The organism is Mucilaginibacter sp. cycad4 (assembly GCF_034263275.1).
In the GTDB taxonomy this organism is placed as follows: Bacteria; Bacteroidota; Bacteroidia; order Sphingobacteriales; family Sphingobacteriaceae; genus Mucilaginibacter.
In genome coordinates this window covers 567,237-582,115 of the sequence record NZ_CP139559.1, presented here as the reverse complement: position 1 = coordinate 582,115, position 14,879 = coordinate 567,237, and the positions used below count along the sequence as shown (strand labels likewise).

Below are 14,879 nucleotides of genomic sequence, written 5' to 3'. Positions count from 1 at the left end.
TTGCAGCGGGGAACTGCATCCATACACCCGGACTACGTTTGCTTTTTGATCATATTATATTGGTTTAATATTGGTTTCTTTTTAAAACTTCTCTCAGAATCGCTGTACAATAAGCCTGAAATAACTACGCAATCGATTGCATTTTTTAACGTAAAAATTCCTTTATGGTTAAACGACCACTTATTGAAATCCCCTGATCAAATATTAAATTGGTTTAAAATTTAATTGGTGTGTCTATCGACCTGACATCTACAAACACCGTAAAGTTCTGTAATTGATGTTTATCACGATAGTTGATATTACCAAAAAACATAGGGCAAATGTTCAAAAAAATCATATTTAGCTATTAAAAGTTAAAATCAGAAGGCGGCAATCAAAACTATAACAAACTAATTTTCAATAACATAGAAACATAACATATAAACTTTTTAACAATCTTTAGATCTCTCGGTTAAACTGCTCACTTAAAATTATAAACAACCCACTATCGCGTTACTTAGCGGGTTGTTTATCAATGGCTATTTCTTCAATGTTTCCGGCGGCCCCAGGTAACTTGGTTTTTCGCCGCCCAGGTCAACTACTAATTTTTGTAATACCACACCAGGCTGCACCATCCAGTATTTTAGCGTATGTTTTCCAGGGGTTAAAATATGGTGATCTGATTTTTTGATGATGATGTTATTTGCCACCCATCCCCGCCAAACGTTTACATCCTTGTAAGTGTTAATGGTAACAACCTGAGGTTTCTCATCATCAACAGAAATTGCATATTGCAATCCTTCCTCTTCGTTGTGAAAATTAAGCGTAGGTGAAAAATATGCCGCTACCCGGATGTTGCCGCTATCATAAGTATAAAAGTCATATGCTGTATGCGGATGATCAAGCCCTGGTTGTTGTGTGGCAGCAGTAACCGGAAAAGAGCTGATCCCGGAGCCCGTCCTGCCGATATCCGGTATAACTTTCCACTTGATGCCACCTGTGTTAACAGCCCTGCTAAAATGCCCTGCTTCTATAGAAACATAGCCGTCCCGTTCAAAAAACACTTTCTCCTTTGTTTTCGGAGGTATCAGTGATCCGGCAGTTTTAATGACACCAGTTGATACCGCTGCATTTTCGGTAGAAGCATTGGCCGCAACGTATTTCACTTCGGGCATCTTATTAGCAGGCGGATCATTCCAGGTCCTGTAACCGATATGTACCTGGTCCATCATATGGTCCCATTTACCACCGGCAAGGTCCCTGTTATACTGTACCGAAATCAAGGAATCTTTTTTAAAAAACTCTTTTGCCTTATCAGCATAGCTGTTTGCCAGCCTGTCGTTCCTGCCGGCATACCAGCGGTTCAAAGCAACGGCCTGGTACATTTCATGAAGGTTAGCATTTGCTTTTAAGGGGTGCAGCACCAGTTCAAAAAAAGCATCGCGATAATCGGGGGATAGTTCGGCATTTACCTTTTCGGCCCTTGCCAGCAGATCATTGAACTCATTAACCACAGTTTGCGCCTCATTATAATTTTGGATACTGTAAGTGTTGGCATCTACCAGTTCCGGTTTTCGCCTTGCTGTATACCTGGCATAAAGCCGCATAATGTCGCCGATCTCTTTGGCGTGTTCGGCACCAAACTGGTTTTCGGCCCATTTGGTATAATAGGTATTTAAATTATCCTCATCCCATCGCGTCGGGTTCCATGCATAATCAAGAAAGAAAGAGATTGGAAATTCCATGGGTTTGAGATCGCCAACATTAACAACCCAAACCTGCCTCACTTTATACTCCCAGGCCAGGTGCATCTGTTCCCACACCCGGGCAATATTATTGGTATTGATCCACTTGTAGTTACGCGGGTCACCTACATAGTCAAAGTGATAATAGATGCCGTAGCCACCGCTCCTTGGCTTATCACTTAATTTAGGGAGTTTGCGGATGTTACCCCAGTTATCGTCCGACAGCAGCAGGGTTACATCATCCGGAACCCTCATGCCCTTGTCATAATAATCCTGTACTTCTTTATACAAAGCCCAGATCTGCGGTGTCTGGGATGCAGGTTTTCCGGTTACCTCCCGGATAATTTGACGCTGATCGTTAACAATTCGTTCCAGTAACGCGGTCGCCGTGCCTTCCGTCATGGGTTTATCACCATCCCCACGCATGCCAATGGTAACCAGGCTTTCATGCTTGCCCATATTAATGATTCCCTGCCGCCAAAAACTACGCAAAAGAGAATCATTCTTTTCATAATCCCACGGCCCCTGGCCATACCGTTTCCATTCCTGCTGCGCGCGCTGCATAGGTTCGTGATGCGATGTACCCATTACAATACCCCATTTATCGGCAAGAACAGGATCCATTTTATCGTCATCATTGAACGCATTGCTCCACATAGCCGGCCAAAGGTAATTCGCTTTTAATCTAAGCAGCAGCTCAAATACTTTTTCGTACACCAAATGGTTAACCCCTCCAAACTTTTCCTTCGTCCACCTTGAAAAAGCAGGAGCCTCATCATTAATGAAAATACCGCGGTATTTTACCTTAGGAGCATCTGTAAATGGCTGTTTGGCTTGTACATAAATTGCAGCCTTCCGCTTTACCGGTACATCGGCCCACCAGTACCAGGGCGAAACCCCCATTTGCCCCGACAATTCAAAAACACCATAAGCCGCGCCTCTTTTATCGTTACCGGCAATAATTAATGCCTGATCAACCCCTTTAAAAGGGGATTTAACCACCTGTACCTGGTAACCTTCCCATTTACCTTTAACCTGATCGACACCGATCTTTTTTTGCTTGATCAATTGCTGCAGAAGTTTGGATTTTCCAACGGTACCGATAATGATGAGGTTATTTGCCGAGCCGACTGACGATGACAAAACAGGTTTACGGCCGCTCACCATCTGAACATCCCCGGCAAATAAATTAGCAACAATCTGTACCAGGGGATCATCTTCCTTATCGTAAATGATCGTGGCGGCCTGCCCATTGGCAAACACCGGAAATGCTCCGGCATCCTTATGATCTGAAACAATAATTTGTGCAAAAAGGGTACAGGGTAACAGGCTGTACAGCAGAAGAAGTAATTTTTTCATTGAGATGATATAAATAAACAAATAAGACATGCTCGGTTTATCACATTGATATAGAGCTTATTGGAATCATTAACCTACCGCGCAGGCCGGCCGGCAGCTATTAACCGGCTTATATGAAGGGATAAAGAAGATAAAAAATGGATACGCTGCTAACAGGCTAATGATTGACATTATGATACCCGGTAAAACTATTTTACTGTACATGTTCAGGAATTGGTTTTAAGAATAAATCTTCTCCTGTGTGTTTTAAACACCAGGAAACTTGGGCCCTAAAGTACAGTGATGGGTAATGTTTGGAGTTGTTGATTGTTGAACGTTATGCAACAAATGTTTAATAGTGCTATTTTTTTTTAAATAAAACTTGGCAAGAGCGATTTAAAAGTCACTCCCGCAAAGTTTATCAAGCTTCCTGTGTTACCTGGCGATCTTTTCGTTTGGAATGCTGATATTCCGATGGCAGCATGTTATATTTAGCCTTAAACTTGTTTGAAAACCAGCTGGGGGTTCCAAAGCCGGTCATATAGGCAATCTGGGCCACATTATAATCGCTCTTTTCCAGTAAAATTACAGCCTTATCCAATTTAACCGACCGGATGTATTCAAGCGGTGTTAGGCCGGTAAGCTCTAACAGTTTTGTATAAAGCGACCCGCGGCTCATCCCCACATGCCTGCTCAACTCCTCCACTGATAGCTCCGGATCATTTAATTTATCTTCGATATACCTGACAACATTATTCAATAACTTTGCATCACCTGATTCGATCTCGACATCATTACCACACACATGGATCTGTTTGGAATAAGTATCCTTCAGTGTGCGGTTAAGCATTAACAGGTTTTTTATTTTGGCATTCAGGATCTCGAAATTAAACGGTTTGGTCAGGTAATCGTTAGCACCTGTTTTCAGTCCTTTGAGCTGTTCTTCTTCTCCGGTTATTGCCGTTAGCAGGATAACCGGGATGTGAGCAGTACGTTTATCGGCCTTAATTTTTTTGCTAAGTTCGATGCCGTTCATCTCCGGCATACTGATATCACTGACAATCAGCTGCGGATGACAGGAGAGTGCTTTTTGCCAGCCTTCTTTCCCATTGGCGGCCTCTACTACCTGGTAATGCACTTTCAGGTTATCTTTAAGATAATACCTCATCTCCTCGTTGTCTTCCACCAGCAAAACAACCGGAACCCGGACAGAAGCGCCGGCCGCCGCCAGTTCGGATACAACTGAATCGGATCCTGTGTTTTCTTCGGAATGTTCATCGATGCAAGGTATTTCCGGTTCATCCAGAACCGGCAATGAGGTTACCGGTAAGTTAACAGTGAACATACTTCCTTTGCCTGGGGTACTTGCTACAGCGATGGTTCCGCCATGCAATTCAACAAATTCGCGGGTTATTGAAAGCCCGATGCCACTGCCCTGATTAAGGATGGAAACCGCATTGTCGTATTGATAAAAACGCTCGAAGATCTTTTGCTGAACTTCGGCAGGAATGCCCGAACCATTATCAATAAACTCAAGGCGAAGTAAACATTTTTCACCGGCAACGCTGCTTTCATCGCAGGATACGTTGAGCGCTACCGTCCCGCCCTCGCTGGTAAATTTAAACGCATTCGACAACAGGTTAAAAATTATTCGCTCAATTTTATCATGATCAAAGGCTGCCAACAGGTATTCGGGCTCCGCATTCAACCGAAAATCGATCTTTTTCCGTTCTGACAGGTCCCGGAACGAGTCTGCCGCTTCTTTGATAAATGCAATAATGTCTCCCGGAACCAGGTTCAGCTTTAGTTCCTGCTCTTCCATTTTCCGAAAATCAAGTAACTGGTTCACCAGGTTTAACAACCTTCTGGCATTCCTTCTCATCACATGTACCTGGCCGGAAATGGCTGGATCAATTGGTATCGACAATAATTTATCGGCAGGGGCCAAAATCAATGAAATAGGCGTACGAAACTCATGACTCAGGTTTGTCAGGAATTTGATCTTCAGCAAATCAAGTTCATGAAGCTTTTCAGATTCCCGGCGTTCCTGCTCTATCAGTTGTTTTGCCTTCGCTTTTTCCTGTTCAAGATAAAACTGCGTCTTTATCTTTTGAATACCCCGGCGCCTGATATAAAACAACAGGCATAATAGGATGAGCACATAGGCGATATATGCGTAAACCGTGCGCCATAATGGCGGCTGCACTTCAATATGAATGGTGCTAACCTGGTCGTTCCAGGTACCATCGTTATTGCTGGCCCTAACCTGAAAAGTATAGTTCCCGGGATCGATGTTGGTATAATATGCCGTTTTGGAGGTGCCGACAAAGTTCCATTCCTTGTCAAACCCGATCAGCTTATAGCAATATTTATTTTGCTGGGGAGTGGTATAATTTAATGCAACGTAACTGATTGAAAAATTTTGCCCGTAAGCCATCCTGATATTTTTCGCAATTGAAATATCCTCCTTGAGCGATGAGCTTTCACCAGGATAAACGGTACTATTAGAAACTTTGAGCTCGGTTAAAAGGACTTTAGGAATAGCATGATTATTAGGTAAAAGCTTTGGATCAAAATAGTTAAAGCCGTCCTGCCCGCCAAAAAAGAGCTCACCCCTTGTTGATTGCATACCTGAACCTGAAATGAACGGGCTGTTTTGGACACCATTATGAGTAGTGAAGTTTTTGAATTTTTTATTGACCGGATCAAAGCTGTAAATACCCTGATCTGTACTGAACCATAACATACCGTTTTCATCCTGAAGGATCTTGTGAACAATGCCACTGGATAATCCCTCCCGGTCTGTATAGGTAATAAACTTACCATCCTTCTGGTTAAAGAGGCTTAGCCCTCCTCCATTAGTCCCCACCCAGGTATTTCCGGCACGGTCATGAAACATACAGAGTACTCCATCATTTGCCAGGTTGCTGTTGCCCCTGTTGTAGATCTTGAATTTTCCAAGGTCCTTATTAAATACAGCAATCCCCGTGCCTAATGAACCTACCCATACTTCACCATTTTTATTTTCAGAGATGGTACTGATATAACCGTTCAATGCTAATGGCATTTCGCCCTTATGCCTGGCATTTTTAGTGTATTTGATAAACACGCCGGTTTCAGGGTTATAAAGGTTAACGCCTCCGCCTAAAGTACCTACCCAAATACGGCCGCGGGAATCTTCCTCAATGCAACGGATATCTTTATTGTTGATTTCGTTATCTCCGGCTCCTGTTGAAATTTTTTTGAACAGGCCCGTAATTGGATCAAGCCGGAAAAGTCCTTTGTGAAAGGTTCCCATCCATAAACTACCGCGCCTGTCCAACTTCAAAGCAAGCACAGATAAATGTCCCATCTGGCTTCCCTCGCCGTAATGGGTAAATAAACCCGTTTTCTGATCAAACAGGTTAACACCGCCACCATCGGTACCAACAAAAACAAGGTCGGTTTTATATTCGGCAAAAGAAGTCACCAGTGGTGAAGCAAGACCTTTGGGATCAAGTGCATTGCTTCGTTTAAGGTTAAACAGCGGAAGGTTGCGATCATATTTGTTTAGACCTCCCTGGTAGGTACCCAACCAAAAGATTCCGCCTTTATCAATATAAATACTCTTTACAGATTTATTGGCCAGGCTAAAAATCTTTCTGATGTCTGGTCCGATTTTAAACGAGGTATAACCCGACAGATCAAATATATTTAAACCCTCCTCTGTGCCCAGCCATAGTTTATTATCACCGGCAGGTTCAATCACATAAATATCATCACTGCTCAAACTTTCAGGATCGTTATCGGCATGACGGAAACTACGAAAACTTTTGCCGTCGGGCATAAGCAGGTTTAATCCCCGGGTAGTCCCAAACCACATATTGCCATTCGGATCTTCAGTTATGCTCTTTACTACGTTATCGCTTATACTTGCCGGATCCGCATCAGCATGTGACAGTAAAGAGCTTTTACCCGACTTTAGGTCGAACACATAAACCCCGTTATTCGTTCCCGCCCACATTCGTTGCTTACTATCCTCAAACAAACTTAAAACCACGAAAGAATCCGACACCTTTCCCAGCTGTACTTTCAAAATTTTATTTGTGCGGAAATCAATTTTCCGGAGGGTGCCATAGCTGCCTACCCACAAATTGTTCATGTGGTCTTCGCATATGGCACGGGCGCTGATATCACGAAGGTTCGGCCAGTCGGCGCTGGCCCGGCGGGATTCGAACGAATTATGCCGGCGATCATAATAAGCCAGGCCTCCCCCTCCCGTACCAACCCACATACGCCCTAAATGATCCTCACAAATTGACAAAATCTCATTGGCAGGTATACTGGTAGAGTCCTGTGCATCATGACGATATATGGTGAAGTTTGTGCCATCAAATTTATTCAACCCGTCGCTGGTCCCGATCCACATCAATCCCCGGCGGTCCTTCCAGATCACACTAACCGTGTTAGAGGACAATCCGTCTTTGGTGGTCAGCGCTGTGAAATTGAGATCACGCTGGGCTAAGACCATGCAGCACCTGCAGCATAAGAATAGTAAAAAAATTAACGCTTTGCCTGTTAAAGGTGTCTTTGGCATCATTAAATTAAATATCTATAGGTTCACGGCTTTATAAAAAAAATCAGCCATCGTATTAATAAGGCTTATTAGTATCAATACGAGGTAATTGGTTAAATCAAATATAGATAAACAAAAATTAAATGTGCAATCGATTGCACATTTAAAAATCAATCTTATTTGTTCAACCCGAATGGGGATTACAGGAACCGTAAAGGCAATGCCATGGTAAATTTGCATAACAAATCCGGTTTAAAAAATCTGGCTATTTCGGGATAGTGAATGTCTGCCTGAAGGATGATTTAGTCCGGTTCGTTGATTTGGCACTACCTGACAGGGTGTTTGAGGCTGTAGTTTTACTAAAAAAAACTAAAAGCTATGAAAACTAACAAAAACAGGCTGGCTGCTGCCATTATTATTACTGCCCTTGCAGTTTTTACTCTCCCTTCATCTGTGCTGGCTCAAAAAGCCACAGCAGGGCGTACCGAATTACAGCGGCATGACCTTAGTACTCCCGGCCGTGAAATGGTACAGGTACGCGTAGATGTTGAAAAAGGAATGTCGTTCCCGCAGCATACGCATTTCGGCGAAGAAATTATTTATGTACTTGATGGGTTACTGGAATACCAGGTAGCAGGCCAACAACCGGTAACACTTAAAGCAGGTGATGTTTTATTCATTCCTTACGGAACCGTGCATTCGGTAAAAAATGTGGGGACCACCAAAGCGAGTGAGCTTGCTACCTATATTGTTGAAAAAGACAAACCACTTGTTACATTAATTAAATAAGGTTCATTATAGATTTTGGAAGTATCGATCCCCGGTTTCATCAATCATCATTGCGATCAATACTTCCAAAATTGCTTCGGGCACAGCTTTATAAGCTTGATTTAAACCGGTAAGCTCCCGGCATCAAACGATAAATTGCTTTGTTTCCTTCAAACCTGATAAAGCTGATACCCTTTGCACCTGTAGCAGGATTACCGCCTTCGGTTATGCCTTTAACAGTACTTGCCGGAAGAAACAATGTAGCTGTGGTATTAGCCGGAACAGTTGCATTATAGGTCAATATTTTACCGCTTACCGACCAGCTGCTGTTTATCCGTCCATAAGGCGAATCATAAGATCCTTTAGCCCAGGTCATCTTCCCGGTCGGGTCGGGCTCGGGCTGCAAAATAAATTTCTTAAAACCAGGCTCATCGCGTTGGATGCCGATAGAATAAGCAAGCATCCACTGGCCAATAGCACCAAATGAATAGTGATTAAACGAGTTCATACTATTATTTCCGCCAAAGCCATTTTCCACGGTGTACCCATTCAGCCTTTCCCAAATGGTTGTAGCACCCTGGTCAATAGCATACAGCCATGATGGGTAATGCTCATTCTGCAGCAGTTTATAGGCCAAGTCCGAATGCCCATGATCTGAAAGCGCTTTACTGATCCCGCCTGTACCTACAAACCCGGTCATGAGCGAATAAGCCGGACGGACGATCCCCTGGTCATCTTTATTCTCGCGTTCAACAGCCGCCTGCAAATTTTTCGTCATATAACTGATGTTTTCATCGCTGAACACGCCGAGTGCCAAACCTGTTGCATAGGCCGTTTGCGTATCCGAAACTTTAAACTCCTTCTTGCCCGGTTCGCCGAACATCCCGCCACCAATAAGGCCTACTGCCTTTTTATCAGCATTAACAAATGTTTTGTTGAAGAAAGCTTTTCGCTCATCATACTTCTTCCTGAATTTCTCGGCATCATCCTTTTTACCTAAAATACCAGCAACCTTTGACATAATACCCAGGTCATAAACATGGTAAGCAGTAACCGGAAAGGCTGTGCCCAACTGCATATACTGTGGCCCAAGCCAGTCGCCCAGCACACCATCCGTACTGAAGCCGGTTTTAGGATCAATAGTTGAGTCGATGTAATCCATATACCTGCACATTGCTTCATAATGTTCGGCCAGCAGGGATACATCATTATATTGCTGGTAAGCCTCCCAGGCTACGGTGATGCCTGCACTTCCCCAGATCACACCGCCAAATCCGCCGCCTACAGGTGCAATATCGGTAAACCGTCCCTGCTCCGTTTGCAGATCACGCATGGCCAGCATATGCCTGCGCAGAAACTGATCTGCATTGGATACATAGGTTGCCGTACGCGAAAAAATACTGATATCGCCCGACCAGCCCATGCGCTCGTTCCTTTGCGGGCAATCGGTTGGTATGGTGAGGAAGTTATCGATGTTTGACCACGTCAGGTTTGACCATAGTTTATTCACCTTCGGATTGGAAGTTGCATAATCGGCAGTCAATTTTTTGACAGAGCTGATCGCGAGTCCCTGTACATCACTAAGGGGCAATGGGCTATCAATACCGGTAATTTCGATGTACTGATATCCATGCGATGTAAAATGCGGCTGAATCACCTGGTCACCATCTTTCATGATATAAAGATCCTGGCTTAATGCTGCACGGTAATTTTCGGTCATGATCATGCCTACATTTTTACCAGACTCTTTCAGGTTGGGGTACATGATCTCAGCATAGCGCAGGGTTAGTTTTTTCCCGGCGATACCATTTTTGATTCTGATCTTAGGCACGCCTACAAAATTTTGCCCCATATCATAAACGTAAACGCCTTTTCGAACTTCCTTCACTGCTTTTGCGGTAAGGGTTTTATAGATCCCTGCCGATGTTCCGATCTGCCCGGTCATCGAAATATGATCAAAATCAACAGGAATCTTTTTTCCGAAGTAGTCAACGTCATCCCCTGTATATGTTGTTCCTTTTAACGATACTTCCTCCGCTTTTTGCCAGGTATGATCATCATAGGCTACCGTGTTCCAGTCTTTAACTGCTGCTTGACGCATGGCATCATCAACCTCGCCCATATCCAGGCTGCTATAAACAACAGGGCCGTGGTTAAAATACTTCCAGTTTTTGTCGTTAGTTTTGATCACCTCCTCTGAACCATCAGCATAAGTAATCACCAGTTTCGCCAATAAAGATTGCCGGTCGCCAAAATGGTTCCAGACAGATCCGTAGCTTAACAATCCGCTCCACCAGCCTTCACCAAGCATAGCTCCGATAGCATTTTTACCTTTGCCTATCATAGCCGTTACATCGTAGGTTTGATAAAGCTGGGTCTTGTTATACTGGGTAAGGCCGGGATTGTAATAATCGTTACCTATCCTTTTACCGTTAAAATAAATTTCATAAATCCCCCTTGCAGTGACATAAAGCCTTGCTTTCGAAATAGCTTTATTCGCACTAAACACCGACCGTAACATCGGCATGGCATTTCGGCTGGGATCGGCAAGGATGAATGCCCCGGCACTTCCACCACTTACTTCATATTTTCCATTTTTTATAACCAGGCTGGAGGCAGGCGCAGCAGCGGCTTCTTTAAAAATTCCGCTGTAATTATTTTCTTCGGGTTTTTCACTGAATAAAGCGTTGCGCGGCGACCTGATATTTGACACAGTAAGATCGGAAAATTCAGCTTTCTGGTTCTGGTCTGCCGAAAAGCCTATTTCACCTAACATTCCATAAGATACAACATCTCCCCCCGCGCCCAGCGGGTTAAGCGTTATCACCGCTCCGCGGTTTGCCGGTACGGGGCTGGCTACTGCTGTGCCTCTTTTTTCATCGGCAAGAAATGTTTTATCATCATCAACAGTAAATGTAAGCGTACCAAATTCATTATGGATGAGGATGGAGTGCTGTTTGTTCTTATTGCCGTTGCCAATCAGGTCGGTTTTTACCGGAAAGCTTTTAAATACTTTACCCAGGGTATCTTTATCTGAATACCCGGCCCTATATACATTGATTCTGGCATTCCCTCCCTGCTCCAGGCCGGAAATATCCAGCTCCACCTTAAAGTATGATTGGTTCTTTTTATTGGCAAGCTGGAAAACGTTCCTGTTACTATCCATCAACCGTGGGTCATTAGCGGCAAAAATTATACTTGCCCTGGAGCTGCCTGGAGCGATAGCCACTTTATATTTCAGGTTATACAGCGGCAGGTAATGTGCATAAAGCACCAGGTCATTATCCCCTCCTCCTATCCATTGCGCACCATCCCAGGCCGACATCTCCGTGTCCATAAGCCCGGTTTCGAACCAGGAGTTTGCGGAAGAAACGCCGCCTGCCTGATCCCAAACATTTACCGTCCAGCTATAGCGGGTCGCGGCTTTTAGCGGCGAGCCTGCATAAACCACAGCCAAGGCCGTTCCGCTTTTTATTTTGGAGCTTTTCCAAACTACTTTTCCCTGTGCATCTTTTACAGAGATCTGATAAGCAACCTGGCTATAGCCTCTCGATCCTTCAGGGGCGAGCATCTGCCAGCTAAACCGGGGCAGTTTAACATCAATCCCAATAGGATGGTCAGTATATTCCACCTGCAGGTTCACTATCCTGGTTCCCTTTGCGGCAGCATATAGGTTAACTTGTATAAATGAAAATAACAGTAATAAAATCAGGACAGCCGATTTGGCTATAGAGGCAGGATTTTTTATCATAATTGGGTTTACAGTAAAAACAATTGGCAAAGCAATATGCTAATTAAATGATTCTTAACTGTCCCTTACTTACCCCTTTGATAAACTATTCAAATTATTTTCAAAACAACTGGTTGATATATCAACCAATTATCTACTTTTGTCTTATGGATAGGAATTATGGCAATCCTCTGCCACCGTATTTAATCGCCCAAATTGGGGCAGTTTCAAACAGGTTGCGCCGGGAATGTGATAAAATTTTCCGCGACCAGGGCCTCCCTCTGGAAATGGATCAACTACAGGTTCTACTTAGCCTGTACTATACAGGGACTACCTCGCAACAAGAAGTATGCTATAAGCTGCAACGCGACAAGGCCTCCGTTAACAGAACAGTAGCCTTCTTGCTTAAAAATGGCATGGTAAAGGTAGATCAGGACATTGATGACAAACGGAAAACTCGCGTTGAATTAACAGACTATGGCCACAAGCTCTCTGTACAGGCCGACATTGTTATTGAAAAATTTGATACTGCTTTAACGGCAGAATTTACTGCCGAAGAAAAGAAACAGCTCGATTACCTCATGAAAAAACTAATTTCAATAGTTACCCCTATGTAATCAACCCCATCTCCTATAAACTTTAAAACAAATTAACAGACATGAAAAAATGCATTTTTCTTCTGGCAGGACTCTTATTGCCTGTACTGTCCTATTGCCAAAGCCCGGATACGGCAAAACATAAAAAACTGCTTACTACATCACCCTTTCTTGGTGGCGTTAGCGTAACTGATATTGTTAGCCCTGTTAAAGTAAACAACAATACCATAACGCTGCAGCAGCCAATAGCAGATATCGGCATCCCTGTTTACAAAGATTTTTCCAGTGTAAACTCTGTTCTAATAAAAACCGGGCTCCGGTACAGGGGCCTTTTCCTCTCAAATGAAGAAAAAATTGGCGAAAGTGCCTTTCATTCAGTTACTATTCCTTTATTGCTGAATTATTCGCTATCCCGGACTAAAACAATTTCCTTTATAGGTTTAGCCACTGCCGGTTCAGATTTTAAACACAGTATCGAAGCCAATGATATCCTGTATACACTTGGTGTACGCATGGGGTATCGGTCAGGCAAATCTTTTAAATGGGGAGTTACATTGGTGTATACACGCAACTACTCGGGGCAGTTTTTATTGCCCCTGCCTGATTTTGACTGGACTATTAATGATAACTGGAACTTTACCGCTGTTTTACCCTCAAGAGCATCATTAAAACGCAGACTTTCGAACTCACAATCGCTGGGTGTAACTATGGCAATTGACGGAAGCATGTACCGCCTCAATACCAATGACCAGCCACAATACCTGCATTTACGACAAAACAGCGCCGGTTTATTATATGATCTCACACTCGGCAGAAGATGGAAATGCACCCTGGTAGCCGGCCATACATTTATGCAAAGACTGGAAACATTCAACATGGATCAAAAGGTGCCATTTGAAGGATTTGGTAAGCTTAATGACCGGGTAGCCAATGTTGCTTATAACCAAAACTCATTTATATTTCAGGGTGGGGTTAGTTACCAGTTTTGATAGGATAGTTGTGATTTGACTCCTTTCTGAATTCAAAGGTTTCCTGGAAAATCAGGAGACCTTTGGAATATTCCCATCCACAATACTAACGCCTAACCGCCCAGGCTAAACCATCTGCCCCACGGATATCAATATGCCCGGTCACTTCTAATTTATTAAGGTCGATCACCGCCACGTAGTTATCGCCGGTGCAGCCAATAAATGCACGTGATCCGTCATCATCTATCAGGATACCCGCCGCGCCGTGACCCGTATTCAGGCGTTTCAGTTCCTGGTGTGATACTGCATCGAAAATAAACAGATCACCTGTGCGGAGGCTTGTAACCAATACGCGCTTACCATCCGGCGTAAACTTAAGCCGGTTAGCACCCACAACCTTGGCATCAATTGTAGCAGTTACCTTTTTGGCCGCGATATCAATGATTGAAATAGCGCCTTCATCAGCACCTGCAGTCCATAATTCACGGCCGTCGGGCGAAACATCAAAACCTTCAGAGCCTTTAGCTACCGGAATAACAGTTTGTACCCAGTTGCGGCGCGCCGGTGGAGCGAACCCTCCCGGAGGGCCCGTAGGTTTAACCAGGCTATCCACCAAAAAGCTTACGGTTGCCGAGGTTACATTTGTGGTGTAAACCTTCTTCCCGTCATCGGTTACATAGATCATATGCGTTCTGTCCTGGCCGGTTCCCATAGCCCAGTCAAATTTACCTGTTGCCGGATCATAGCGGCCAACGGCTTTGGCTCCCTCTGCAGAAAACCACACCTTACCAACGGCAAATGTTAACCCGTGCGGCCCCATCAGCGGCCTGGTATCAATAGCGGGTAAGGCCTTTTGTGCTATAAGATCAACCACGCTAAGCTCGTGCAGGCTTCCGCCGCCATAGATCGAAACATAAGCCATCTTTCCATCAGCCGATGCAATAACCTCATGTGGATCGGAACCTACCGGCACCCGCGCAATAACCTTCAGCGTAACCGGGTCAATGATTGCCAGGATATGATCGCTTTTTGAAAGTGCAAGCAGGGAGCGCGGTGCCGTAGCCTGTGCCTGGCATTGGGTTATAGTAAACGTTATCAGGATCCATAAAAAGCTTACAGCAAGTAAATTGATCAGGCCGAATTTTAGAGCTTTAAATTTAAAGCTTTGGTTACGAGAGACTTTTTTCATGCGGTTTGTAG

7 protein-coding genes are annotated in these 14,879 nt (G+C 44.0%); 3 read left to right on the top strand and 4 right to left on the bottom strand.

Annotated elements, in window-relative coordinates; genetic code table 11:
- Positions 1-518 precede the first annotated feature (518 nt).
- Complete coding sequence (locus tag SNE26_RS02550; protein ID WP_321557812.1) at positions 519-3,083, bottom strand: glycosyl hydrolase 115 family protein; 2,565 nt, start codon at positions 3,081-3,083, stop codon at positions 519-521.
- Positions 3,084-3,483: 400 nt separating this feature from the next.
- Positions 3,484-7,572 carry a two-component regulator propeller domain-containing protein gene (locus SNE26_RS02545; protein WP_321557811.1) on the bottom strand — a complete coding sequence of 1,363 codons (4,089 nt, stop codon included), beginning with the start codon at positions 7,570-7,572 and terminating at the stop codon, positions 3,484-3,486.
- A gap of 423 nt (positions 7,573-7,995) precedes the next feature.
- Between SNE26_RS02545 and SNE26_RS02540 the strand changes: the two genes are divergently transcribed.
- Positions 7,996-8,406, top strand: a complete 411-nt coding sequence (locus SNE26_RS02540) for a cupin domain-containing protein (protein ID WP_321557810.1) — start codon at positions 7,996-7,998, stop codon at positions 8,404-8,406.
- A gap of 88 nt (positions 8,407-8,494) precedes the next feature.
- On the opposite strand, the gene SNE26_RS02535 is transcribed toward SNE26_RS02540, so the two are convergent.
- On the bottom strand, positions 8,495-12,136 hold the full coding sequence (locus SNE26_RS02535) for a family 78 glycoside hydrolase catalytic domain (protein ID WP_321557809.1): 3,642 nt from the start codon (positions 12,134-12,136) through the stop codon (positions 8,495-8,497).
- A gap of 146 nt (positions 12,137-12,282) precedes the next feature.
- Here SNE26_RS02535 and SNE26_RS02530 point away from each other — a divergent pair, with 146 nt between their 5' ends.
- Together SNE26_RS02530 and SNE26_RS02525 are read left to right on the top strand one after the other, a co-directional pair.
- A complete protein-coding gene (locus tag SNE26_RS02530) occupies positions 12,283-12,732 on the top strand; it encodes a MarR family transcriptional regulator (RefSeq protein WP_321557808.1) in 450 nt (149 codons plus the stop codon).
- Between the two features lie 41 nt (positions 12,733-12,773).
- Entirely contained in the window at positions 12,774-13,700 is a 927-nt protein-coding gene (locus tag SNE26_RS02525) for a DUF6268 family outer membrane beta-barrel protein (RefSeq protein WP_321557807.1), read from the top strand.
- An 85-nt stretch (positions 13,701-13,785) separates the two neighbouring features.
- Here the strand turns inward: SNE26_RS02525 and SNE26_RS02520 are convergent, their stop codons facing one another.
- Positions 13,786-14,868, bottom strand: a complete 1,083-nt coding sequence (locus tag SNE26_RS02520) for a YncE family protein (protein ID WP_321557806.1) — start codon at positions 14,866-14,868, stop codon at positions 13,786-13,788.
- Between the last annotated feature and the right edge of the window lie 11 nt (positions 14,869-14,879).

What these genes read in the sequence shown, in the direction of transcription:
- SNE26_RS02550 (WP_321557812.1), bottom strand. Translation starts at nt 3,083, where the DNA reads ATGAAAAAATTACTTCTTCTGCTGTACAGCCTGTTACCCTGTACCCTT.
- SNE26_RS02535 (WP_321557809.1), bottom strand. Translation starts at nt 12,136, where the DNA reads ATGATAAAAAATCCTGCCTCTATAGCCAAATCGGCTGTCCTGATTTTA.
- SNE26_RS02540 (WP_321557810.1), top strand. Translation starts at nt 7,996, where the DNA reads ATGAAAACTAACAAAAACAGGCTGGCTGCTGCCATTATTATTACTGCC.
- SNE26_RS02530 (WP_321557808.1), top strand. Translation starts at nt 12,283, where the DNA reads ATGGATAGGAATTATGGCAATCCTCTGCCACCGTATTTAATCGCCCAA.
- SNE26_RS02545 (WP_321557811.1), bottom strand. Translation starts at nt 7,572, where the DNA reads ATGGTCTTAGCCCAGCGTGATCTCAATTTCACAGCGCTGACCACCAAA.
- SNE26_RS02520 (WP_321557806.1), bottom strand. Translation starts at nt 14,868, where the DNA reads ATGAAAAAAGTCTCTCGTAACCAAAGCTTTAAATTTAAAGCTCTAAAA.
- SNE26_RS02525 (WP_321557807.1), top strand. Translation starts at nt 12,774, where the DNA reads ATGAAAAAATGCATTTTTCTTCTGGCAGGACTCTTATTGCCTGTACTG.